Here is a 22,586-nt window from a genome sequence, read left to right on the forward strand (position 1 = left end):
TCGTTCGACGGCTCCTCGACACCGCTCGACCCCGCCGTGCCGTCGTCGCCGCCCCGGACGGGCCGCGCCGCGCGGCGTCCCACGCGGCGACGTCCGCGCGACGCGACGAGTGCGGCACGCCCCTCGACGCGGTCCTCGTCGCGGACGCGTTCGTGGAAGGCGTCGAGCCACCCGAGTCGCCGCCAGCGCGCGTCGCTGCAGTTCGCGCAGGGCGTCCGCCGCCTCGCGAGCGCCGGCCTCTCTGCGGTCCGCCTCGGCGGCGGCGAGTGTACCGAGGAACTCGAACGTCGCCGCGACGTGGTCGGGGATGCCGTCGCCGCGGGTCGGCTCGAAGCCGGCGACGCCGTAGAGGCGCGCGACGGCCGCCGCGGGTTCGCCGAGCAACTCGCCGCCCGCCGCCGCCGCGTGGTACGCCGAGTCGGACTCGTAGTCGGTCGACGGCTCCGTCGCGTGCGCGGAGGCGAACGGCGGGACGTAGTGCGCGCCGGGCACGACGAACAGGTTGTCGTAGCCGACCGAGAGCGCCTCGCGGTCGTAGTCGTCGGCGAACTCCGCGTCGAGGTCAACCGGAAGCGACGACGAGAGGCGGGCGAAGTCGCCGCGCTCGGCGGCCGCGACGAACGCGTCGACGTCGCCGTCGAGGCAGGCCGCGAGCAGGTCGTAGACCCGCGCTCGCGTCCGGCACACCGCCGGGTCGGTCGCCGGCAGGTCGTCGCTCGGGGCGGCGGCGCTCATCGGCCCTCACCTCGCTTCGTCACCTCGACGAACGCGTCGTACTGCGCGTTGCTCCCCCCAACGAGGTCGCTCAGCCCCGTGTCGCCGAGTTCCGCGTCGAGCGGTTGCAGGTGGTTGATGGCGAACCCGGCGTCGCGGCCCTTCGCGTAGCCGGCCTCCTCGCGCATCGGTTCGTCGAACCGGTACGGCGTGGTGCCGTCCCGTCCCGGCGGCGTGCGCGTCTCCCCGTCGACGGTCTCCTCGCTCGCGCCGTCGCCGTCGCGGCCCCAGCCCCACATCGCACCGACGACGCCGGGGCGGATGCCGCCCGTGACCATCGCCACGCCCTCGACGGTGCGGCGGCCGGCGTCTATCTCGACCCGGTCGCCGTTCTCGATGCCCCGCTCCTCGGCGTCCGCGGGGTTCAGCCACAGCGGGTTCTCCGGACGGGTCTCGCGGAGCCACGGACTGTTCTGCGTCCGGTGCATCCCCTGCGTCCGGGGCTTCCAGTTGATGAGTCGGAGCGGTCGCTCAGGGTCGTCGTCGGAGACGACGCCCGCCTGCACGGTGCCGTCGTAGTGGCGCACGTCCTCGACCCGGGGCAGGGGGTCGAACCGCTCGCCGGTGTAGGCGTGCTTGCCCTTCGGGACGACTTCGCTGTAGAAGTTTGCCCGCGCGCCGAGTTTGTACCGCATGTGGTCGCCGTCGTAGGCGTTCGAGCGGTCGCCGTAGCGACCGGCGTAGTCGTAGTCGACGCCGTGTTCGGCGAACGCCTCGGCGTAGTCCTCGACGGGTTCCTCGAACCGACCGCCGCGGTTGAGGACGGTGACGACCTTGCGCCACTCCTCGTCCCCGACGGCCGCCTTCCAGCGGTCGAGGTCGAAGTGTTCGCCGAGTCCCTTCTCGTGCGCCCGCCGGAACGTCTCCAGTTCGTCGTCCGTCGCGTCGGCGACCGGGTCGCGGTCGTAGGCTATGTTCGCGACGAGTTTGAGGTAGAAGTCCTCCGCCTGATGGAGGGGCCACAGGTTCCCGTCGCGTCCGGGATGGCGTCCTCGCCGACGCCGGGCAGGTCCATCTCCTTCCAGAGGTCCACGAGCACGTCCTCGAACGGCCGGGCGTCGGGCACCACCTTCACCGTCGGCTGGCTCACCTTCTCGTCGGCGAGGCGCTTGTTCGGGTAGGTGCCGAAGTTCTCCCAGCGTTCGAGGTACGTCGGCTCCGGCAGGACGTAGTCGGCGTACTTGCTGGTCTCGCCGACGACGGTGTCGCTCGCGACCACCAGCGGGATGGCGTCGGTGTCCTTCAGCACCGGCGGTATCTCGTCGCCGCCGGCGACGGACATCACGTGGTTGTTCGAGTACGGCCGGATGAACAGCGCGTTCACGCCGTAGGGGTACTCGTCCTTCGCGCTGCCGTACAGTTCCTGCGCGGCGTACGGCGGCGCGACGGGGAACCACGGTCGCTTCGCCGGGTAGCCGTCGTCTCGTTCGAACAGCGACGTGTCCTCGTAGTTGACGCCGCCGCGGAGCAGTGGAACGCCCCACGGCGTGTGGCCGTCGGGGACGCTCCCGAGCCGATAGCGGCCGCTCATCGTGCTGTAGCCGGCGTACGGCGTGATCTGGCCACCCTTCCAGTCGTAGTTGCCGACGAGGTGCTGGAGCGTGGCGATGGCGCGCTGGTTGTGGAAGCCGTTGCTGTGCTTCGCGGGCCCGCGATACGCCATGATGGCCGCCCGCTTGCCGTGGCTGGTGAACTCGTCGGCCACCTCGGCGACGGTGTCGGGGTCGACCCCCGCCATCTCGGCGTACTCCTCGACGGTGTACTCGAACACGCGCTCCCGGTAGAGCGACCACGCGCTCCGGACGCGTTCGCCGTCGACGGAGAGGTCCACGTCGAGGACGGCAGCGTCCGCCTCGCTCGCCGGGACCGGTTCGCCCGTCTCCGCGTCCACGACGACGAACTCGTCGGCCGCGTCGGCGTCGGCATCGACCAATCCGAGGTCGGCGGCGCGCGCCTTCGGCCCGGCGTCGGCGTCAACGCGAACGAGGTGTGTGGCGTCGCTCCACGTCGGTTCGTCGTCGGTGGCGGCCGCCGCCTTCGACGGGTTCCGGAGGTAGTCGACGTCGTGCCGGTCGTGTTCGAGTATCCAGCGGGCCATCCCCATCGCGAGAGCGCCGTCCGCGCCCGGTTCGACGGGGACCCACGTGTCGGCCTTCTCGGCGGTCTTCGACAGGCGCGGGTCGACCACGTCCATCCGCATGCCGTCTTGGATGGCGTTCGTCAGCTTCGGGGCCAGCCACGTCGGCCCCTTGTTGGCCACCATCGGGTTGGTGCCCCAGACGAGCAGGTACTCGCAGTTGTCCACGTCGGCGTACTGCCGCTTCTTCTTGCCCGCGAACGACCGGACGTTGCCCATCACGCTGGAGAAGCCGCACGTCCCCGCGTGGTGGACGCTGTTTATCGAGCCGAGGCCCTGCTTCCAGAGGCGCGCGCGGACGAAGTTCCGTCTGAAGCCGCCGACGTCGACGATCTGGTTCGCCTTCGGCCCGAGGTCCGGGTGGTCGGTGTCGATGAGCGCGTCGCCCCACTTCTCGTCGAAGTCGGCCTTGGCCATCTCGCCGTCCTGAACGGCCTCCCAGTCGGCCATCACCTCGTCCTTCGGCGCGTGCGCCCACATCTCGCGGAGGCCGGGGTGGCCGAGTTCGTCGTCGCCCTCGACGATTTCGGTGACGGCCTGCTCCCACGAGACGGTCTTCCACTCGCCGGAGCCTCGCGGGCCGACGCGCTTCATCGGCTTTCGGACGCGGTAGGCGTCGAACGCCGTCTGGATGCCCGCCTGCCCCTTCAGACACATCCGGCCGCCCGACACCGACCAGCGGTCGGTGTCCACGTCGCCGGTGCCCTCCAGGTCGCCGGTGGCGACCGACTCGGGGTCGCTGTCGTAGGGGCCTGCGCGAACGGCTGGGTGGTGAGGAACGAGTACGGGTTGCCCGCGAGTTTGCGGACGAGCGAACTGTACTCGCCGGCGTCGCTGCCGTCGGCCAGCCGCACCTTGATGGGGCAGAACGTGTTGCACTGTCCGCAGGTCGTGTAGATGACGTCCTCGGCGCGGTAGTCGCCGTAGTCGTCCCCGACGTAGTGCGCTTCGTCGTCGGTCCAGAGGTCGGTCGTGTCGAGGTTCACCGACGCGTCGAACCGGCGGCGACGGCACCGATGCCGGCGGCGACTTTCACGAAGTCGCGCCGCGAGAGCGATGCGCCCGGGTCGTCTGCGTCTCTGTCTGTGTCGTCGGTTGAACTCATCTGCGGTCACCTCCGGTGTCGGCGAGACCGCCGTCCGTGGCGGTGGTCGGTCGCTCCGCACGCGATTCCTCCCGCGCGTCCAGCGGTCGGAGCGGCAGCACCTCCGCACCCAGCGAGTAGAGCAGCAGTCCGACGGCTATCATCCCCGCCGAGGTCAGCCACTCCACCGCGCTCGGGACGTACGAACCGTGCGGCAGGCCCTCCATGACGGGCAGAATCTGCGGCGGCACGACGATGTTGAACCGCACCGCGACGATGCCGACGACGACGCTCAGCCCGGCCAGCGTCAGCGGCACCGCGGAGCGCCGCCAGGCTCGCTTGCTCAGCACGACCAGCGGCAGGACCCAGCCGAGGCCGACCATGAACACCCAGAACGACCACGACATCTCGCCGAACAGGACGACGAGCCACGTCTCCACCTCGTGGGGGTGCAGGCTGTTGAGCGCGATGAGCGCGTCGATGGTCGTGAACGCCGCGTCCGCGAGGACGAACGCGGCGAGCAACTGACCGAGGCGGTCCATCAGGTCGCGGTCCAGCGTCTCGCCCGTCAGGAGCTTCGACCGCAGGACGTACAGCGCGGCGACGAGCGCCGTCCCCGACACCACCGCCGAGACGACGAAGATGACCGGGAACAGCCCGCTGTTCCAGTACGGCCGGGCCTTCGCGACGGCGAACAGTACGCCGGTACCGCCGTGGACCATGAAGATGGCAAGGGGGATGCCGACCAGGCCGGCCCGCTTCAGCCAGCGCTCGTCCGTCTCCGCCGAGGCGGCGGACGTGTCGCGCCGACCGAGGGTGAGCAGGCCGCAGAGCCTCGCCCGCCAGCCCTCGGCGTGCGCGGCCACGCGGGCGAGGTCGACGCGCATCGAGAAGTACAGCTCCGTCACGAGGACGCCGATGTAGGCGACGTAGGCGTGGACCTCCCACGACAGCGCCGACGTGAGCTGTCGCCAGATGAACGGGTGGTACATCCGGTCCATCCGGCCGAGGTCGGTCCAGACGAACAGTAGCGCCACGACCATGCTGACGATGGCCGCGAACAGGGCGTCGCGGTCTATCTTCTCTAAGCCCTCCACCTCGAAGACGTTCGCCAGCGTGCTGACGAGGAACGCCCCCGCCGAGAGGCCGACGAAGTAGATGTAGAAGGCGACCCACGCCCCCCACGGCGCGACGCTCGTGAGGTTGGTACTCGCCATCCCGAGGCTGATGCGACGCCACGTGGCCCACCCGCCCACCGCCAGCAAGACGGCCAGCAGGGCGTACCACGCGACGCGGAACCGTCCGTTCCGGAAGCCGGAGTCGTAGTCGAGTTCGGTCGTCGCCATGGTCCTATTTGAGGTAGTAGACGTTGGGGTCGGTCCCCTCGGACTCCTTGAGTTGGAACGACCGGGTGGAGTCGGCCATCTCCGACACGTCGCTGTCGGGGTCGTTCAGGTCGCCCGCGTTGCGGGCGTCGCCCACGCACGTCTCGACGCAGGCGGGTTCTTCGCCGCGGTTCAACCGGTGCATGCACATGCTGCACTTCCGGACGTTGCCGACCGGGGACTCGCCGCCCTCGCGGGGGCCGCGGTCCACGCCGTACTCCGGACTGGTCACCTCGCCGCTTCCCGTCACCTCGTCGTCGTAGTTCTCGCCGAAGTCGAAGTAGCGCGCGCCGTACGGGCAGGCGATCATGCAGTACCGACAGCCGATACAGCGGTCGTAGTCCACGTTGACGACGCCGTTGTCCATCTTGTACGTCGCCGACACCGGGCACACCTGCACGCACGGCGGGTTCTCACACTGCATGCACGGGCGCGGGACGTTCGTCCGCGTGACGTTCGGGAACTCGCCGTGTTCCTCCTCCATCACGACGTTGTAGGAGACGCCCGGCGGCGTCCGGTTCTCGGCCTTGCACGCGACCGTACAGGAGTCGCAGCCGACGCACTTCTGCAGGTCGATGACCATGCCCCACTTCTCGTCGCCGTCCGGGCCGTCCTCGCTCTCGACGGACGCCGCGACGGAGTCCATCGACCCGACGGCACAGCCCAGTCCCTCGGCCGTCTCCCGGGAGACGGTCTGGCCGTCGCCGTCGATGGCCGGGTTCGGCGTCTCGCGGTAGTCGTCCCCGAACTCGGCTTCCGCGGCCCGGTCGTACTTCTCCCAGTAGTCGTCGCCCGAGAGTTCCCCGCGGGCGACGCGTTTCGCGTCCTCGGCCATCGCGACGCCGAGGTCGGTGCTGTACTCGGTCTTCGCGAGTTCCGCCTCGGGGTCGGCCGCCTCCGCGTCGACCATCCGGTCGAGCGTGGCCGTGTCCGGCACCGAGGGCGTGCGGGTCGGTTCGGCCGACTCGTCGACTCCGCTCATCGGCCGCCACCTCCCGTCGGGCGTTCGCGCCGCGTCTGGTTCGAGTTCATCACGTGTAGACGGAGACGCCCCAGGGGGCTGAGCGTACTACCGATACTGTTGGGTGCGTCGAGACGGGGCGAGACCCCCCACCTTCGGGTACCCATACTGTTTGGGCCGGGGGTGACCCGAATCAGCGGGAACGACCTCCCCGAGAGAGCGTATCGGGCGTTCGAGCGGCGAGACGGGGTCAGAAACCCGATTCCAACGGCGTGAAAATCCCGTATCGGGTTTTAGCCGGTGGCGTCGCGACGCTACGGTATGCAGCGCACTCGCTCGACGCCGACGGGGAGGTGGACGCGATGGCCGTGAACCCGCTGCTGGCGGCCTCGATCGCACTCCGTCTCGGCGGCGTCGGCTACTCGCTCGCGCTCCTCTCTCGGAGCCGTGACCGCCGGTTCGCGTTCCTCACGTGCATGCTCGCTCTGATGGCGGCGCGGCAGGTCTGGACCGCGATGGCGACGACGGCCACCGGACTCGCGGAACTGCCGGGACTCCTGGTCAGCGTCCTCGCCGTCGCGACGGTCCACTACCTCTCGCGGTACGTCTCCGAGGAGGACCGCATCAAGGCGCGACTCCGAGAGACCAACGAGGAGCTTCGGAGCTTCCGGAAGGCGGTCGAACACGCCGGCCACGCCATCTTCCTCACCGACACCGACGGCACCATCGAGTACGCCAACCCCGCCGTCGAGACGGTGACCGGCTACGCCCCCGAGGGCGTCGTCGGCGAGGACCCCAGCCTCTGGAAGTCGGGCGAACACGACGACGACTTCTACGAGGACCTCTGGGCGACGATAACCGACGGGGAGGTCTGGGACGGCGAGATAATCAACGAGCGACGCGACGGGGAGTTCTGCTGGGTGGACATGACCGTCGCCCCCATCACCGACGACGCGGGCGAGGTGGACCGGTTCGTCGCCGTCGACACCGACGTGACCGAACGCAAGGAACGCGAACTCCGCATCCGCGAGCAGAAAGAGCGACTCGAACACCTCAACGACACGAACGAGGTGCTCCGGGAGGTCAACCGCCGCCTCGTTCAGGCGGACGACCGAGACGACGTCGAGCGCGCGGCCTGCGAGCAGTTCGCCGCGACCGACCCCTACGACGCCGCGTGGGTCGCGACCCGGAACATGGTCAACGACGCCGTCCGGGAGCGCACGCACGCCGGAATCGACGCCGAGAGCCTCGACGCCGTCGTCGCGGCCCTGAACGACGGCGACGCGGAGACGCCCGTGGACCGAGCGCTGACCGAGGGCGTGACCGCCGTCGCTCGAACGGACGACGGCGACGACGGGTTCGCCCCGGCGGGGTCGGCGGCGACGCTCGCCATCCCGCTCACCTATCGGGACGTCTCCTACGGCGCGCTCGTCGTCCACGCGGCCGACGCCGACGCCCTCGACGCCGTCGACCCGTCCGTCCTCGACGAACTCGGCGAGACCATCGGCTACGCCGTCGACGCGGCCGAGAGCAAGCAGTCGCTGGTCGCCGACCGGGTGACCGAACTCACGTTCAGACTCCCGTCCGACGCCGGTCCGCTGTTCGAACTCGCGGCCGGCCTCGACTGCGAACTCGAACTCGACCGGCTCTCGGTCGCCGCCGACGGCGCTCCCGTCGAGTACGTCACCGTCCGGGGCGCGGACGCAGACGCCGTCTGCGACGCCGCCGCCGCGGACCCGCGGTTCGAGTCCGCGCAGGTCCTGTCGGACGGCGACGAGGCCGCAGTCGTCCGATTCGCCGTCTCCGACGCGTCGGTCGTGACCACGCTTGCCGACCGCAACTGCGTGGTCGACTCGCTCTCGGCGGACGCCGGCGGCGGCCGCGTCACCGCCGAGATGCCGCAGAGCGCGTCTGTCGGCAGCGTCGTCGAGGCGGTGCGCGCCCGCCACCCCGACGCCGACCTGATCGCACAGCGCGAACGCGAGCGCTCGACCGAGACCCGCGGCGAGTTCCGCGCCGCCCTCGAGGACCGACTCACGGAGCGACAACTGGAAGCGCTCCAGACGGCCCACTTCGCGGGCTACTTCGACTGGCCGCGCGAGACCAGCGGCGAGGACGCCGCGGCCCTGATGGACATCTCCCAGTCGACGTTCCTGCAGCACCTCCGGGCCGCGGAGCGGAAACTCGGCGAACGGCTGTTCGACGAGGAGAGCGACGCGGGGACCCGTGCGACGGCCGGCCGCCTCGCGGCGAAACGCTGACAGATGCGCGGGACCGAGCCGTAGTCGAACGCCGTCGCACGTCGGCGGGCCGTCATCAACGCTTAACTCGGGGCCGCGTGAGACACTACCAATATCAGATAAGATGAACGAGACAGGCGAGACGATCCGCGTCCTCCACGTGGACGACGAACCGAACTTCGCGGACCTGGCAGCGACCTTCCTCGAACGCGAGAACGACCGGTTCAGCGTCGAGGCGGTGACCAGCGCGACCGAGGGGTTGGACCGACTCGGGGCCGAGGCGTTCGACTGCGTCGTCTCGGACTACGAGATGCCGGGTCAGAACGGCATCGAACTCCTCGAAGCGGTTCGAGAGGAGTACAGCGACCTCCCCTTCATCCTCTACACGGGGAAGGGAAGCGAGGAAGTCGCCAGCGAGGCCATCTCCGCGGGCGTCACCGACTACCTGCAGAAGGAGGGCGGCACCGGGCAGTACGCCGTCCTCGCGAACCGCATCGAGAACGCCGTCGAGCAGTACCGCTCCCGGTCCGCGCTCGAAGCCAGCCAGCGCCGTCTCTCGCTGTTCATCGAACAGTCCCCGCTCGGCGTCATCGAGTACGACGAGCACTTCGAAATCGTCCGCCTGAATCCCAAGGCAGAGGAGATTCTGGGTTACTCCGAGGAGGAGTTGCGGGGTCACTCCTGGGAGGAGATAGTGGCCGAAGAGAGCTACGAGAACGTCGACACGGTGACCGATGAACTGGCGGCTGCCAGCGGCGGGTACCACAGCGTCGACGAGAACGTCCGGAAGGACGGCGAACGGATAATCTGCGAGTACCACAACCGCGTCGTCACCGACGAGGACGGCGCAGTCGTCGCCGTCTTCTCGCTGTTTCAGGACATCACCGAGCGCGAACGGCGCGAGAAACGGCTCCGAGAGACCACCGCCCGCCTCAAGGCCCTGTTCGAGGAGTCGCCCGACATGATAAACATCCACGACACCGAGGGGAACATCACCGACCCGAATCCCCACCTGTGCGCGGAGACGGGCTACGACGAGTCGGAACTCGCCGGGATGAAAGTCTGGGACCTCGATCAGACCATCGACCCCGAGGAGGCGCACTCGCTGTGGGAGGAGATGGAACGCGGCGAGCGCCGGAAGTTGGAAGGTGTCTACCGGCGGAAGGACGGGTCGACGTTCCCCGTCGAGGTACACGTCAGACGGCTCGACCTGTCCGGTTCCGTCCGGTTCGTGGTCATCAGCCGAGACATCTCCGAACGGAAGCGGCGCGAGTCGGACCTCGAACGGACGAACGCGTTGCTGTCGACGCTCGTCGAGACCCTCCCCGTCGGCGTCATCGCGGAGGACGCCTCCCGACGCGTCCTCGCGGCCAACCAGCGCCTGTTCGAGTTGTTCGAGATGGACCGCTCGCCGGACGAGGTTCTCGGCGAGGACTGCGCGCGGGTCGCGGGAGACGTGAGCGACCTGTTCGCGGACTCCCCTCGGTTCGTCGAGCGAATCGACGAGGTGATCGCGAGGAGCGAACCGGTCCACGACGAGGAGTTGACGCTCGCGGACGGGCGGACGTACGCCCGGAGCTACGAGCCCATCGAACTCGCCGACGGGACGGGCCACCTGTGGACGTACCGGGACGTCTCCGACCAGAAGGAGCGGGAGGAACAACTACAGCGACAGAACGAGCGGCTGAACGAGTTCGCGAGCGTGGTCTCACACGACCTCCGGAATCCGCTCAACGTGGTGCAGGGCCGCGTCGAACTGGCGCGCGAGGAGTGTGACACGGAGCACCTCGACCCGGCCGCGAACGCGCTGGACCGGAGTCTCACCCTCATCGACGACCTGCTGACGCTCGCCCGCGAGGGCGACGCCGTCGGCGACCTGTCGTCGGTGGACCTCGCGGAACTCGCCGACCGCTGCTGGCAGAACGTCGACACGGCAGGCGCGACGCTCTCGGTCGAAGCGGCGCGGACGGTTCGCGCCGACCGGAGCCGCCTCCAGCAGTTGGTGGAGAACCTCGTCCGGAACGCGGTGGAACACGGCGGCGACGACGTGACCGTCACCGTCGGCGACCTCGCCGACGGGTTCTACGTCGAGGACGACGGGGCGGGAATCCCGCCCGAGGACCGCGGCTCGGTGTTCGACGCCGGCTTCTCCACCTCCAGAGAGGGGACGGGCTTCGGACTGAGCATCGTTCAACAGGTCGCCGAGGCGCACGGGTGGCGCATCGCCGTGACCGAGAGCGCCGAGGGGGGCGCGCGGTTCGAGATCACCGGCGTCTCCGGGACACGGTGAGGTTCGGCCGCCCCCGAAAGCGCGCAGCGAGTTCGCCCGTCGAGAGCGCCGTTCTGGCGCGAATCAAAAGTACCATGCGACCACGCGACGCAGAGACCCGTATCAGGTGGACTACGTGACCGAGAAACGCGAATACACGGACGACTACCCCGACAAGACGCTGTACATCCCGGGTCCGACGGAGGTGCGCGAGGACGTCGTCGAGGAGATGTGCCAACCGATGTTCGGGCACCGGATGGACCGGATGACGGACCTCTACACGACCATCGTCGAGGACACCAAGGAGTTCCTCGGCACCGACAACGACGTCGTCGTCCTGACGGCGTCGGGAACGGAGTTCTGGGAGGCGTCGACGCTCAACCTCGTCGACGAGAACATCCTCGTGGCCACCTGCGGGAGCTTCAGCGAGCGACACGCCAACGTGGCCGAGCGGTTGGGCAAGAACGTCGACCGGTTGGAGTACGACTGGGGGCAGGCCGTCAAGCCCGAGGACGTGCGCGACGCCCTCGAACGGAGCGACGGTGAGTACGACGTCGTCGCCTGCGTGATGAACGAGAGTTCCACCGGCGTCCGGAACCCCATAGAGGAGATCGGCGACGTCGTCGCCGAGTACCCCGACACCTACTTCGTCGTCGACGCGGTGTCGTCGCTCGGCGGCGACTACGTCGACATCGACGAACACGGCATCGACGTCATCTTCGCGTCGACGCAGAAGGCGTTCGCGATGCCGCCGGGTCTCGCCGTCTGCGTCGTCAGCGACGACGCCTACGACCGCGAACTGGAGAAAGAGTCCGCGTCGTGGTACGGCGGCTTCCAGCGCTCGCTCGACTACTACGACCGGAAGGGCCAGACGCACTCCACGCCGGCCATCCCCATCATGCTCGCCTACCGCAAGCAGATGAAGCACATGCTGGAGGAGGGCCACGAGGGGCGCGACCGGCGGCACCGCGAGATGGCCGAGTACACCCGCGAGTGGGCCCGCGAACACTTCGCCATGTTCCCCGAGGAGGGGTACGAGTCCCAGACGGTGGCCTGCATCGAGAACACGCAGGGCATCGACGTCGCAGCGACCATCGAAGAGGTCTCCGAGCGGTACGACATGGCGTTCTCGAACGGCTACGGGTCGACGCTCGGCGAGAAGACGTTCCGCATCGGTCACATGGGCGAACACGACGTCGAGTCGATACGGCGGCTGACCGACGCCATCGAAGACGTCGCCGGACTGTAACACCGCCCCCGCGACCACGTCGCTATATCTCTCCGGCCCCCCTACCACCCCGCATGGCAGGGGACGCCGACGCGGGCGGGGACCTCCGCCGGCGGTTCACCGGACTCGTCGTCGAGAGCCTCGCCGTCGAGCAGGACTACGCGAGCGCCACCGTCGACTGTCGGCGCTGTCCCGAGACGACGCTTCGGTCGGGCGACCGGGTGACCGTGGGGCTGTCGTGTTACGAGGACCACAGCTGGGAGATAACCGGCGTCTACTGCGCCGCCCACGGCGTCGAGTCCGTCGAGGCGGCGATGGCGGTTCGCGCCGAGCGACAGGCGGTGGTCGCCGCCGTGCTGGAGGCCTCGGGCTACCACCCGCCGAGCGGTGACTACCGCCCCGACGCGCTGACGCTGGGCGCGGTCGAACTCCTCGACTTCAGTCCGACCGCGGCGGGGTACTGAGTCCGGCGGCGTCGGCGACGGGTGCCTTCCGGTCGGCCGGATACTGACCCCCCGCGCCGCGTCGCCGGGCGACCGACGACCGGGCGGTCCCCTCACTCCCCCGACAGTTATTAGCGGCTCTCCGACAACCGTGTTGACATGGAACAGAAACGAACTCCGGTCGCGCGGCTGATGACGTCCGGCGTCCACACCGTCACGGCCGACGAGACGGTGGCGGACGCCGCAACGAGGCTGCTGGAGCAGGGCGTCGGCTCGCTCGTCGTCGTCGACGGGGACGACCAACCGGTCGGGATGTTCACGACCACCGACCTGGCCGAGTTCGCCGCCGACACCGCGGCGGGCGACGACGTGACAGTCTCGAAGTACATGACCGACCGGGTCGTCACCATCAGCGTTCGCGACTCGCTGTCGGACGCCGCCGCCCGGATGCTCGGCAACGGCATCCACCACCTCCCGGTCACCGACGACGACGGCGTCGTCGGCATGCTGTCGACGATGGACCTCACCGCCCACTTCTCGTACACGGGCGGGAGCGACATGGTCTGAGTCCGGCGCGTGGGGGTCGGTCGCCGCCGGCCGTCCACCGACCGGCGTCCCCTCGTTCGCCCGGACCGGACGAATGATAGTGCCGGGCCTCGAACGAAGGACGACGTGATACTGGTACTGGACAACGCGGTCGAAGGCGGGTACATGGCCGGCGAAGTCGCCCGTCTGTTGCCCGGAGCGGACGTGGAGACGTACAACTATCCGAACGGCGAGGCCGACCCGTCGTTCGAGGGCGTCGACGGCGTGGTCGTCGGCGGGAGCGGGGCCGGCGTCTACGACGAACCCGACCAGCCGTGGATAACGCGGCAGAAGGCGTACGTCGAGCGCGCTCTCGACGAGGGGGTTCCCCTGCTCGGAATCTGCTTCGGCCACCAGTTAGTGAACGAGGTTCTCGGGGGGACCGTCGTCGACAGCGGGGAGTCCCGCGGCCGCCTCGTCGAGGCGTCGCTGGCGGACGTCCCCCTGTTCGAGGACGTCGAGCCCCTCGTTCCGGTCCTCCACTCCGACGTCGTCACCGAACCGGGCGAGGGGATGGACGTCGTGGGGACCGCCGACTACAACGAGTACTTCGCGACGCAGCACCGCGAGCGTCCCGTCTGGACCGTCCAGTACCACCCCGAGTTCACGCCCGAAATCCGCCCGGAGTACGACGACTACTGGACGGAGACCGAGCACTCGTTCGCCGACTCCACGGCGACGCGGACGCTGGAGAACTTCGCGCGGTTCTGTCGACGACCGGCGACGGCGAGCGACTGAGTCGAGCGACGGCCGAGGGGACCGGCCAGCGGAATCAGACGACTTATCTGGGGTCTCACGAACACACGCGGACGCGACAGTGGCGACCGAGACACCCGAGGACGGAATCCCAGACGACGAACGCGAGGCGTTGCTGACTATCGGTCACGGCGCGGTCGTCGCCTCCGGCGGCCAGTCCCTCCAACGGGCGGTGACGACGGCGACCGAGTACGTGCTCGCGCAGGGGTTCGGGCCGGTCGTCTACGGCGTCTACGCGTTCGCGTGGCGAATCACGCAACTGCTGTTTCGGCTCGTGAACTTCGGGTCGGTCCAGACGCTCCAGCGGTACCTCTCGGCCGACGGCGAGGATTCGGACCGGCGAGGGCGGGTGGTCGGACTGGCGTATCTGACGACGCTCGTCGTCGGCGTCGGACTCGCCGGCGGGTTGATTCTCGGTAGCGGGTGGCTCAACGACGCGACGGTCTCGCATCCGGACTTCCCGCCGACGGTCGGGCTGTTCGCGGTGCTGGTGGTCCTCGTCGGGGTGGTCAGGGTTCACGCCGGCGTCCTCAGGGCGGTGCGGTCGGCCCGCGGCGAGGTGCTGTTCAACCGCGTCCTCCGCCCGGCCGTCAGACTGGCGGGCGCGCGGGCGCGGTGGTCGTCGGCTACTCGGTCGTCGGCGTCGCCGGCGCGTTCGTCGTCGGGATGGCCGCCCTCGCGCTCGCGGGGTTCCCGATAGTCGTCTCGACGACCGGCATCCGACCCGCGCTTGGCGGCCTGCGTGCGGAGGCGCGGCGGTTCTACAACCACTCGGGACCCATCGCGCTGAGCAGCCTCGGCAAGGTGTTCCAGAACCGCGTGGACGTGATGCTGGTGGGGTTCCTGCTGACCGCGAGCGCGGCGGGCGTCTACAACGTCGTGCTCGTCCTGGTGTCGCTGGCGTGGATTCCGCTCCTCTCGTTCAACATGCTCCTGCCGCCGGTCGCGTCGCGGCTGTACGCCGACGACGAGATGGAGACGCTCGACGCGGTGTACACGGCGGTGACGCGCCTCATCGTCACCTGCGTCGTCCCGATTCTCGCCGTGCTGGTCGTCTACGGGCGGGCGGTTCTGGCCGCGTTCGGCCCGAACTTCACGGCCGGGTACGTGCCGCTCGTGGTCTACCTCGGCGGCGTGCTGGTCGGGAGCGCCGTCGGTGCGACGGGCTGGCTGCTGATGATGACCGACCACCAGTACGCCCGGATGGCGCTGGACTGGCTGTTGGCCGTGCTGAACACGCTTCTCACGTTCGCGTTCGTCGAGGCGTTCGGCCTGCCGGGGGCGGCGCTCGGCACGGCCGTCGCCATCGCCGTCCAGAACGGCGTTCAGGTCGTCCTCCTGCGGCGCTTCGAGGGGCTGTGGCCGTTCGACGCGACGTTCCTCAAACCGCTCGGCGCCGGCGTCGCGGCGGGAGCGGTGATGCTCCTCCTCCGCGAGACGCTGCCCGGACACGCCGGCGTCGCCGTCGGACTCCTGCTGGGCGCCGCGACGTACGTCGGTACTCTCGTGTCGCTCGGCGTCAACGACCGCGACCGCCTCGTGGTGGGGACGCTGGCCGCCCGGTATCGGCGGGCGATAACCGCGACCGTCCGCGCCCGTCGCTCCCGGCGGTCCCGCGGGGACTAAGCGCCGACGCCGGCCGCGCTTACGCGTCTCCCTCGGCGGCCGCGGTGACGTAGACGCCCGGCATCGGCGTCTCCTCGACGGCCAGCGTGACTTCCTCGCCCTCCTCGACGCGTTGGTCGGTCACGACGTCACCGCCTCGATGGGGTTGCGACGGAGGAACGCCCAGATGAGGTCCAGTATCGAGGGGTGACCGCCGCGCCGGAGCACGAGCACGTACCGGGACTCGGCCAACTCTCGGAGCCCCGGCTCCAAGTCCTGGTCGTCCAGTTCGTCCGGGGGGACGACGTGCAGCACGTCACCTCGAATCGTCTCGCTCACACTGCCGAGACGAGGGCCGAAAGGATGAATGGTGCGCTCTCGGGCGAGACCCGGGTGCCCGACGACCGGAGTTCCGTATCGCACCGCTCGACGCGGACAGATGCGGCACTTCGAGAGGCGCTAACCCTCGGTCTGTCGGAACTCCGGTCGATACGTGACGACCCCGTCGACGCCGTCTAACGCCCCCTCGTGTAACGGGTCGACCATGAACTCGTCGTCGACACCGTACTCGTTACCGAGGCCGTACTCGCTCGCCCGTTCGAAGCCGAAGCGAGAGTAGTACCCGGGCGCGCCCAGCACGACGACCGCGTCGACGCCGGCCTCGCGGCACCGCTCTAACCCGTGCCGAATCAGCGCCGAGCCGACTCCCGCGTCTTGGTTCTCCGGGCGGACGCCGACCGGTGCCAGCCCGACCAGTTCGACGTGGGCTCCGCCGTCGTCCACGGTCGCGGCGAACAGGACGTGGCCCACGATTCGGTCGTCCACGACCGCAACGAGGGAGACCACGTCCTCGCCGGCGTCGTGTAACTGCCGCACGACGCGTGCCTCTTCGGTCCGGCCGCCGAAGGCGCGTCGATGCACCTCGAAGACGGCGTCAGCGTCGCTCTCGGCGAACGGTCGTATCTCCATGGTTCTCTGACGGGAGAGAGCCGACGGTACGACAAGACTCGGTCGGTCGTGTGCGGCCTCCCGTCGTCCCGATTCCCGACGCCGCCGTCGGTCCACGGGTTCGGGTCGGTGAGAGAATCTCTCTCACCGGGTGAGACTCTCTCAGTAGGTAACTACAACCCGTTTCCCGGGCTCTGTACGGTCGACGAGTCGGGCGAACCTGGACCACTCGGCGACGGTCCGACGCCCGTCCCTCGTCGGAGGTACTGATGTCCAATCCCACTCCCGAAACAGACAGCCGAAACGACTCCGAACACTACCACGTCCTCGGTGCGACCCTGTCGATTACGGCCGACGCCGAGACGACGGACGGCGAGTACCTGGTGCTCGATATGCTGGTGCCTCCGATGTTCGAGAACGGGCTTCACACGCACGAACAGAGCGAGGTGTTCCACGTCATCGAGGGCGAGGCGCGACTGCACGTCGACGGACGAGACCAGACCCTCGGCCCGGGCACGTCCGGCTACGTTCCGGGCGGCGAGATACACGGGTTCGCCAACGAGGGGGAGGACGTGTGCCGCGTCATCGCGGTCATGACGCCCGGCGGCGCGGAGGGGTTCTTTAGAGCGGTCGGTCAGCCCACCGCGGACCGGTCGCTCCCCGAGCCCGTCGAACCGACCGAGGAGATGCTCCAGTCGGTGTTCGCGACCGGTGAGCAGTACGGCTTCGAGTTCTTGGGTCCGCTCCCAGAGCGGGCCGTGTAGCCTCACGCGAAGGGTGCGGTCACGTACCGCCGTCTGCAGCCACCGCTCGCGTCCCGATTGATTCCGGAGTGACCTGCGTCGCTTCGTCGAGATACGCATCGACCGCATCCTCGGCCCACGTCCGGACGACGTCGTCGTCGGTCACGAGTAGCCCTCGGGGACTCCCGCCCGAATCGACGGCCCCGATGATCACCGTCTCGTCGGCGAGAATCAAGATGAGAGGCACCGGGGCGGGGGCAACGGCGATGTGCGAACCGTGGGCCAGTAGGTCCCGGAGGTGAGTAGCCCCCGCAGGGTCGGCGAGAAGGGATTCGAAGAGTGTGGGGTCCAAAACCCCCTCGAAGGACTGGTGCTCTTCGATGAAGCACCGTCTGGCGGCCGGGTCCCCCTCCGGCAGGAACGTGTACGTGACCATGCGGATGCGGTCGGCACCGTGGATTCGTCGCAGCATCCGTCTGTTCGGTGCGAACGGGTCGTTGGGGTGCGGCAAGGCCACTTCCGCGTCTCGTAGCCGGGCGAAGTCGAAGTCGAACGCCGACACCGGAAGCCATCGGACGATTTTGCTCAGCGCGGAGACGTTGTCCATCACCTCGAACGTCCGTGCGAACTCCGCGGCCGCGAGTTCGCCGACCGGCGTGAGCGCGAACGCTCCGTCGCGTTTCACCACCAGTCCGTCCACTTCGAGCGCCCGTATCTGCCGGTGAATCGTCGGCCGTGACACGCCCACCCGTTCCTGGAGGTCCCGCCGGTCCAGTGGTCCCTCGCGGAGCGCATCCAGAACCGACGACCGCCGAGTGAGCCCGACGAACTCATCAATCTCCATATGGTTGTGAATAGGTGCCAAACAGCATGAATGTGGCAGTAACTCCGGGTGCGGAGGCGGACATCTCTGTCGACAGAGAGGAATGTCGCCCGAGACACTAACGGCCGGCGTCATCCCGAGGCGGCGTGCCGCGTCGGCCGGGAAACCCTCGTGTCAGGCGGTCCGTCTTTTCGGCGCGGACGTCCGTACTGTCGCACACCTGGGTTCTCCGCCTGTTCATCGCTCCCGTAGTGGGACAACTCGGGCGGGGACTAGTGGTGTGCGGTCGAGGATAGACGGCCGACGATAAAGGGGGTTCCGACTCGGCACCGTCCGCGGCGGACGGCCGGTCAGACCGTGTACTCGTCCGCGAACAACTGGACGTACCGGTCGCCGCGGAACTTGTACTTCGCCTTCTTGAACCGCGTCGCCAGTCGGCCCACAGACAGGCCCGCCCGGACGGTACCGACGTCGAGATTGAACAGTTTGTCCGACGAACTCGCCTCCATCATCTTCCGCGCGGCGGCGAACGACCGGTCCCAGTCGTCGGGGCCGTAGTCGCGGACGATGTCCGCGAACGCGACGTTGCGGCGCACCTCGTCGCCGATGGCCTCCTTCCAGCGGTCGTTGTACGCCGAGAGGTCGCCCGCGCCCGCCAGTTCGCCCGCGATGGCGCCCGTGCGGACGGCGGTGTGGTCGCCGCCCTCGTGGAACGCCGAGGTTGCGCCCATCGCGCCGCCGACCACGGCGATGCCCGCCGCAGTCGGCGAGTCGATGGGACGGGTCGAGGAGATGGCGTACGTCTCCGTCCCCTTCGACTTCCCGCGGTCCTCGACGACGGGGAAGTCCGTCTCGACGTCGTACTCGTCGCCGTACTCCTGTTCGAGCAAGCGCCGGACGTACTCTCTGCCCTGCGGGATTCGCTCGTCGGAGTCGCGGAGGAGTTTGTACTTCTCGCGGGCCTCCACCGCGGAGAGGTCCATCCCGATGGGCATCGTCAGGCCGATGCGGGCCACGTTGTCGTCGTTCGGGAATATCCACGGGTAGGCCGTGTGGCCGGGCATGTACCCCCACCAGAACTTGATGGCGCCCTCCACCTCCCGGGCGACGTCCTCGGGGAGGCGACGGTGTTCCTGGTAGGCGATGTGGTTCACCTTCGTCGTCGCCAGTCGGTCCGTCACGTCGAACGAGAGGAACCGGTCGAGCACCTTGTTCGTAATCTGTCGCTGGGGGCCGTCGGCGAGGACGACGAAGTCGGCGGCGACGTCCTCCCCGTTCGCGAGGCGGACGGTGTGTCGCGGCGACCCCTCGATGTCCGTCACCACGTCGCGAACGGAGGCCTTCACGCGGTACTCCGCGCCAGCGGACTCCGCGCGGTCGCGGAGGAAGTCGTCGAACCGCGCGCGGTGCATGCAGAACCCGAAGTGGTCGTAGGAGGTGTCGAACCCGGTCTTGCGGAGGACCAGCGACTCGTTCGGGCCGATGAACTCCGCGCGGTCCAGCGTCGAGACGACCACGTCGTCCGGCATCTCGTCGGGGTGGATGCCCATGATGTCCACCCAGTAGTCGAGAATCCCCGCGGCGTCCGTCGAGTCGGGGCCGAGGCGGTCGGGGCGGTCCGCCCGCGGAACCCCCTTCTCCAACACCACTGCCGACGCGCCCGACTCCGCGGCGGCGTGTGCGGCGGCCGACCCGGCGGGGCCGCCGCCGACGACTGCAACGTCGAATCGCTCCATATCGCTACTCGTTCGCCGGTTCGCTATTAAACCCCCTGAACTGGCATCGGGGCCGGACTGTCACGGCCCCGTGGCCGAGGCGTCGTCGGGGTCGGATTCGTCGTCGGGCGCGGACGCGTCGCCCGCGACGAACTCGGCGTTGCCGACCCCCTCGGCCGCGCCGGGTCCGCCGTCGCCCACCGTGTCGGGTACCGTGAGTACGCCGTCGAAGACGAACCGCGCGCCGGCGTCGGCGTCGGCGATGGACACCGTCCACCCGTGCGACTCGGCCATCGTCCTGACGACGGAGAGTCCCAGCCCGTTCCCGCGGCGAGAGGTCGTGTAGCCGTACTCGAACACCACGTCGCGTTCCTTGCTCGGGATGCCGGGGCCGTCGTCGGCGACGCGAAACCCGCCGTCGGCCACCGCCACCTCGACGGTCACCCCCCGACCGGCGTGGAGGACGCTGTTACCGAACAGGTTCTCGAAGATGCTGAGGAGACGAGACCGGTCGGCGACCACGTCCCCGTCGCGAGCGACCGTGAGCGTCGCGTCGTCGGTCCGGACGGTGGCCCACGCCGCCTCGGCCACCTCGCCGAACCGGAGTCGCTCGGTCTCCTCGACCGACTTGCCCTTCCGCGCGAGCATCTGGAGGTCCTCGACTATCTCCTGCATCCGAGCGTGGGCGTCGTGACCGCCCGAAATCGCTCCCTGACGGTCTCGCTGTCGGCCGCACCGCGCGCCTCGGCGGCGGCGACGTCGTCGGCGAGGAGTTCGAGGTAGCCCTGCGCGACGTTCAGGGGGTTCCGCAGGTCGTGCGTCACCGTCTGTGCGAACTGGTCGAGTTGCTCGTTCTGGCGCTCCAGTTCGCGCCGGTAGGTGACGAGGTCGGTCACGTCGGTGAAGACGACGGTGGACCCGACGCCGGACCGCGGCGAGAGCGGCGTCCGCTGGACGGAGTAGTGGCGGCGTTCGTCCGCGACCCGAACCGTGACCTCCCGGGGGCGTCCGTCTTCCAGCGCCGAGAGAGGGGCTACCGCGGCGAGGGCCGGACAGGCGCGTTCGTAGCGTTCCCCCACAGCGCCGGCGGCCCCGAGTCGCTCGCAGAGCGCCTCCGCCTCGGCGTTGTGGTCGAGCACTCGACCGCGTTCGTCCACGACGACGACCGGGTCGGTGAACTGCTCGAACAGGACGTCGCGGGCGACCGGGTCGATGCTGAGGAAGCCGTCGCCGAACACGGCGGCAGCCGCGCCGGTCGTGAAGATGCCCACGCCGAGGGCGGTGTGGTCGACGTCGGGACGGGCACGTAGCCCGCCGCCGCCGCGGCCCGCGGGAGCGTCGCGGCGGCGGCGGTGGCGACGAGGAGGAGGACGCCCGTCCCGGAGCGGTGTCTGGACCGGAGGAACACCGACCCGACTCGGCCGATGCCGGCGAGGATGCAGGCCGCGGAGAACAGCGTCCCCGCGACGGCGAACGGACCGCCCCGGCTCACGGCGTGCGCGAACGGCGCGTCCGTCGTCACCGACGGCGTCACCGCGGTGAGGACGAACCCGACCAGACCGAGGTAGCCGACGACGGCGACGACGAACCACGGGTCCCGGCGCACGTCGCGCCGACCGCCGTAGACCGAGGCGAATCGGAACCAGACGACGACGGCGGTCAGAGAGAGGACCGTGCGGGCGACGGCCGCGACGGAGACGACGGCGGCGTCGGCCGAGACCACTTCGACGGCCGAAGCGAGGACCCACGCCACGTCCACACCCATCAGCGCGGCGAACGTCTTCGACCCTGTCACGTCGGCCCGCCGGAGGACCCACAGCCCGATGGCGGCGGCCACGGTCCCCGAGAGTACGTGTGCGAGCGCGTACGACGTCGGTACTGAGAGCGTTGGCACGGCGCGTCACGGCTACCTCACCGTGCCACCGCTTAACGGATTTGTTCGGCGCGAAGACACGTTCTCGGCCGGTGACGTGACTCGCCACCGAAGCAGGAGGACATTTGTGTGCGGTTCCGAAACGGTGACACAGATGAGCGCAGACGAGTCGCCGGACGTCGTGGTGCTTCGCCAGAAGATACACGGACTGCCGTCCGAGGGGTACGCGGAGACGCTCCGAGAACGGCTTCCCGACCGGAAGAACGTCGTCCGCGCACGGACACCCGTGGAGGAACGAGAACTGCTGCGGGAGGCGCCCGTCGCCACCGGGTTCTCCATCCCGGAACACGTCCTCGCGGACGCGGAGAACCTCGAACTGTTCGCCTGCGTGTTCGCCGGCACGGGTCACCTCTCGATGGAGGCGTTCGAGGAGCAGGGCGTCGCCGTCACGAACGCCGCGGGCGTCCACGGACCGAACATCGCCGAACAGGTCGTCGGGAGTCTCATCGCGTTCGCCCGCCGGTTCCACGTCGCGTGGCGACAGAAGGAGCGCAACGAGTGGCGGTCGTATCAGACGACCGAACTGCAGGGGTCGACGGTGACCGTCGTCGGACTGGGCGCTCTCGGAGAGGCCATCGTGGACCGCCTCGACGCCTTTGGGGTGGAGACCGTCGGCGTCCGCTACACGCCCGAGAAGGGCGGGCCGACGGACGAGGTGGTCGGCTTCGACGACGAACAGGGCTTCCACGACGCCCTCGCGCGGTCGGAGTACGTCGTCGTCGCCTGCCCCCTGACGGAGACGACGCGGGGCCTCCTCGACGCGAACGCGTTCAAGACGATGGACCCCGACACCGTCCTCGTCAACGTCGGCCGCGGCCCCGTCGTCGACACCGAGGCACTCCTCGACGCCCTGCGCGGGAACGCCATCCGCGGCGCCGCCCTCGACGTGACCGACCCGAACCGCTCCCCGGAGGACCACGGAACTGTGGGGCTTCGACAACGCCTCAGTCACGGCCC

Annotated in this window: 20 protein-coding genes and 3 pseudogenes; 9 read left to right on the top strand and 14 right to left on the bottom strand. The window is 69.3% G+C overall.

Translation table 11 applies throughout. The features are described from left to right. The 7 genes from GJ632_RS07330 to GJ632_RS07345 form a co-directional block, all read right to left on the bottom strand. Window positions 1-735: molecular chaperone TorD family protein (locus GJ632_RS07330; protein WP_191452543.1), on the bottom strand; the 735-nt coding region annotated here is incomplete at its 3' end. Then, window positions 732-1,409, bottom strand: a complete 678-nt coding sequence (locus tag GJ632_RS23230; protein ID WP_231751391.1) for a molybdopterin dinucleotide binding domain-containing protein — start codon at window positions 1,407-1,409, stop codon at window positions 732-734. The genes GJ632_RS23230 and GJ632_RS07330, both read right to left, overlap by 4 nt. Window positions 1,410-1,684: 275 nt before the next feature. Beyond that, the gene (locus GJ632_RS23235; RefSeq protein ID WP_343161076.1) at window positions 1,685-3,604 is read right to left on the bottom strand and encodes a molybdopterin-dependent oxidoreductase; all 1,920 of its coding nucleotides are present in this window, start codon (window positions 3,602-3,604) and stop codon (window positions 1,685-1,687) included. After that, entirely contained in the window at window positions 3,559-3,897 is a 339-nt protein-coding gene (locus tag GJ632_RS23240) for a hypothetical protein (RefSeq protein WP_231751392.1), read from the bottom strand. Before GJ632_RS23240 ends, GJ632_RS23235 begins: the two co-directional genes overlap by 46 nt. After that, a complete protein-coding gene (locus GJ632_RS23245; RefSeq protein WP_231751393.1) occupies window positions 3,894-4,016 on the bottom strand; it encodes a twin-arginine translocation signal domain-containing protein in 123 nt (40 codons plus the stop codon). The genes GJ632_RS23240 and GJ632_RS23245 overlap by 4 nt, the downstream gene beginning before the upstream one ends. Next, window positions 4,013-5,341 carry an NrfD/PsrC family molybdoenzyme membrane anchor subunit gene (nrfD, locus tag GJ632_RS07340; protein WP_191452544.1) on the bottom strand — a complete coding sequence of 443 codons (1,329 nt, stop codon included), beginning with the start codon at window positions 5,339-5,341 and terminating at the stop codon, window positions 4,013-4,015. The genes GJ632_RS23245 and nrfD overlap by 4 nt, the downstream gene beginning before the upstream one ends. A gap of 4 nt (window positions 5,342-5,345) precedes the next feature. Further along, window positions 5,346-6,362, bottom strand: coding sequence for a 4Fe-4S dicluster domain-containing protein (locus tag GJ632_RS07345; protein WP_089807734.1), 1,017 nt, complete (start codon window positions 6,360-6,362; stop codon window positions 5,346-5,348). 341 nt (window positions 6,363-6,703) lie between these two features. Here GJ632_RS07345 and GJ632_RS07350 point away from each other — a divergent pair, with 341 nt between their 5' ends. The 7 genes and pseudogenes from GJ632_RS07350 (at window position 6,704) to GJ632_RS07380 (ending at window position 15,488) form a co-directional block, all read left to right on the top strand. Beyond that, complete coding sequence (locus tag GJ632_RS07350) at window positions 6,704-8,602, top strand: bacterio-opsin activator domain-containing protein (RefSeq protein WP_191452554.1); 1,899 nt, start codon at window positions 6,704-6,706, stop codon at window positions 8,600-8,602. Between the two features lie 103 nt (window positions 8,603-8,705). Then, window positions 8,706-10,871, top strand: coding sequence for a PAS domain S-box protein (locus GJ632_RS07355; RefSeq protein ID WP_191452545.1), 2,166 nt, complete (start codon window positions 8,706-8,708; stop codon window positions 10,869-10,871). A 115-nt stretch (window positions 10,872-10,986) separates the two neighbouring features. Continuing rightward, the gene (locus GJ632_RS07360) at window positions 10,987-12,099 is read left to right on the top strand and encodes an alanine--glyoxylate aminotransferase family protein (protein WP_089809182.1); all 1,113 of its coding nucleotides are present in this window, start codon (window positions 10,987-10,989) and stop codon (window positions 12,097-12,099) included. 53 nt (window positions 12,100-12,152) lie between these two features. Further along, on the top strand, window positions 12,153-12,542 hold the full coding sequence (locus GJ632_RS07365; RefSeq protein ID WP_089807739.1) for a hypothetical protein: 390 nt from the start codon (window positions 12,153-12,155) through the stop codon (window positions 12,540-12,542). A gap of 138 nt (window positions 12,543-12,680) precedes the next feature. Next, window positions 12,681-13,088 carry a cyclic nucleotide-binding/CBS domain-containing protein gene (locus GJ632_RS07370; RefSeq protein WP_191452546.1) on the top strand — a complete coding sequence of 136 codons (408 nt, stop codon included), beginning with the start codon at window positions 12,681-12,683 and terminating at the stop codon, window positions 13,086-13,088. 105 nt (window positions 13,089-13,193) lie between these two features. Next, window positions 13,194-13,844: a gamma-glutamyl-gamma-aminobutyrate hydrolase family protein gene (locus tag GJ632_RS07375; protein WP_343161077.1), complete on the top strand. Its 651-nt coding sequence runs from the start codon at window positions 13,194-13,196 to the stop codon at window positions 13,842-13,844. A gap of 79 nt (window positions 13,845-13,923) precedes the next feature. Next, window positions 13,924-15,488: pseudogene (locus tag GJ632_RS07380) on the top strand (lipopolysaccharide biosynthesis protein). 19 nt (window positions 15,489-15,507) lie between these two features. On the opposite strand, the pseudogene GJ632_RS23250 reads toward GJ632_RS07380, so the two are convergent. Both GJ632_RS23250 and GJ632_RS07390 read right to left on the bottom strand, forming a co-directional pair. Further along, window positions 15,508-15,806 (bottom strand): annotated as a pseudogene (locus GJ632_RS23250) (hypothetical protein). 120 nt (window positions 15,807-15,926) lie between these two features. Continuing rightward, the gene (locus GJ632_RS07390) at window positions 15,927-16,436 is read right to left on the bottom strand and encodes a GNAT family N-acetyltransferase (protein WP_191452547.1); all 510 of its coding nucleotides are present in this window, start codon (window positions 16,434-16,436) and stop codon (window positions 15,927-15,929) included. Between the two features lie 248 nt (window positions 16,437-16,684). Here GJ632_RS07390 and GJ632_RS07395 point away from each other — a divergent pair, with 248 nt between their 5' ends. Further along, window positions 16,685-17,179: a cupin domain-containing protein gene (locus tag GJ632_RS07395; RefSeq protein WP_191452548.1), complete on the top strand. Its 495-nt coding sequence runs from the start codon at window positions 16,685-16,687 to the stop codon at window positions 17,177-17,179. A 19-nt stretch (window positions 17,180-17,198) separates the two neighbouring features. Here GJ632_RS07395 and GJ632_RS07400 read toward each other — a convergent pair whose 3' ends face one another. The 5 genes from GJ632_RS07400 to GJ632_RS25230 form a co-directional block, all read right to left on the bottom strand. Next, window positions 17,199-18,002, bottom strand: coding sequence for a winged helix-turn-helix domain-containing protein (locus GJ632_RS07400; protein ID WP_197427928.1), 804 nt, complete (start codon window positions 18,000-18,002; stop codon window positions 17,199-17,201). Between the two features lie 329 nt (window positions 18,003-18,331). Next, window positions 18,332-19,717, bottom strand: coding sequence for an NAD(P)/FAD-dependent oxidoreductase (locus GJ632_RS07405; RefSeq protein WP_191452550.1), 1,386 nt, complete (start codon window positions 19,715-19,717; stop codon window positions 18,332-18,334). Window positions 19,718-19,777: 60 nt separating this feature from the next. Beyond that, window positions 19,778-20,371, bottom strand: a complete 594-nt coding sequence (locus GJ632_RS07410; protein WP_191452551.1) for a HAMP domain-containing sensor histidine kinase — start codon at window positions 20,369-20,371, stop codon at window positions 19,778-19,780. Then, window positions 20,359-20,835: a histidine kinase dimerization/phospho-acceptor domain-containing protein gene (locus GJ632_RS23255; protein WP_343161078.1), complete on the bottom strand. Its 477-nt coding sequence runs from the start codon at window positions 20,833-20,835 to the stop codon at window positions 20,359-20,361. The genes GJ632_RS07410 and GJ632_RS23255 overlap by 13 nt, the downstream gene beginning before the upstream one ends. Then, window positions 20,730-21,590 carry a histidine kinase N-terminal 7TM domain-containing protein gene (locus tag GJ632_RS25230; RefSeq protein WP_191452553.1) on the bottom strand — a complete coding sequence of 287 codons (861 nt, stop codon included), beginning with the start codon at window positions 21,588-21,590 and terminating at the stop codon, window positions 20,730-20,732. The genes GJ632_RS23255 and GJ632_RS25230 overlap by 106 nt, the downstream gene beginning before the upstream one ends. Window positions 21,591-21,723: 133 nt before the next feature. Here GJ632_RS25230 and GJ632_RS07425 point away from each other — a divergent pair. Then, window positions 21,724-22,586, top strand: a pseudogene (locus GJ632_RS07425) (D-2-hydroxyacid dehydrogenase); the annotation flags it as partial.

It is taken from the genome of Halogeometricum sp. CBA1124 (assembly GCF_009741955.1).
GTDB lineage: Archaea > Halobacteriota > Halobacteria > Halobacteriales > Haloferacaceae > Halogeometricum > Halogeometricum rufum.

Coding starts and splice junctions, on each gene's coding strand:
- GJ632_RS07405 (WP_191452550.1), bottom strand. CDS start 19,717: ATGGAGCGATTCGACGTTGCAGTCGTCGGCGGCGGCCCCGCCGGGTCG.
- GJ632_RS07400 (WP_197427928.1), bottom strand. CDS start 18,002: ATGGAGATTGATGAGTTCGTCGGGCTCACTCGGCGGTCGTCGGTTCTG.
- GJ632_RS07395 (WP_191452548.1), top strand. CDS start 16,685: ATGTCCAATCCCACTCCCGAAACAGACAGCCGAAACGACTCCGAACAC.
- GJ632_RS07390 (WP_191452547.1), bottom strand. CDS start 16,436: ATGGAGATACGACCGTTCGCCGAGAGCGACGCTGACGCCGTCTTCGAG.
- GJ632_RS07355 (WP_191452545.1), top strand. CDS start 8,706: ATGAACGAGACAGGCGAGACGATCCGCGTCCTCCACGTGGACGACGAA.
- GJ632_RS23230 (WP_231751391.1), bottom strand. CDS start 1,409: ATGCGGTACAAACTCGGCGCGCGGGCAAACTTCTACAGCGAAGTCGTC.
- GJ632_RS07350 (WP_191452554.1), top strand. CDS start 6,704: ATGGCCGTGAACCCGCTGCTGGCGGCCTCGATCGCACTCCGTCTCGGC.
- GJ632_RS23245 (WP_231751393.1), bottom strand. CDS start 4,016: ATGAGTTCAACCGACGACACAGACAGAGACGCAGACGACCCGGGCGCA.
- GJ632_RS07370 (WP_191452546.1), top strand. CDS start 12,681: ATGGAACAGAAACGAACTCCGGTCGCGCGGCTGATGACGTCCGGCGTC.
- GJ632_RS07365 (WP_089807739.1), top strand. CDS start 12,153: ATGGCAGGGGACGCCGACGCGGGCGGGGACCTCCGCCGGCGGTTCACC.
- GJ632_RS07410 (WP_191452551.1), bottom strand. CDS start 20,371: ATGCAGGAGATAGTCGAGGACCTCCAGATGCTCGCGCGGAAGGGCAAG.
- GJ632_RS07345 (WP_089807734.1), bottom strand. CDS start 6,362: ATGAGCGGAGTCGACGAGTCGGCCGAACCGACCCGCACGCCCTCGGTG.
- nrfD (WP_191452544.1), bottom strand. CDS start 5,341: ATGGCGACGACCGAACTCGACTACGACTCCGGCTTCCGGAACGGACGG.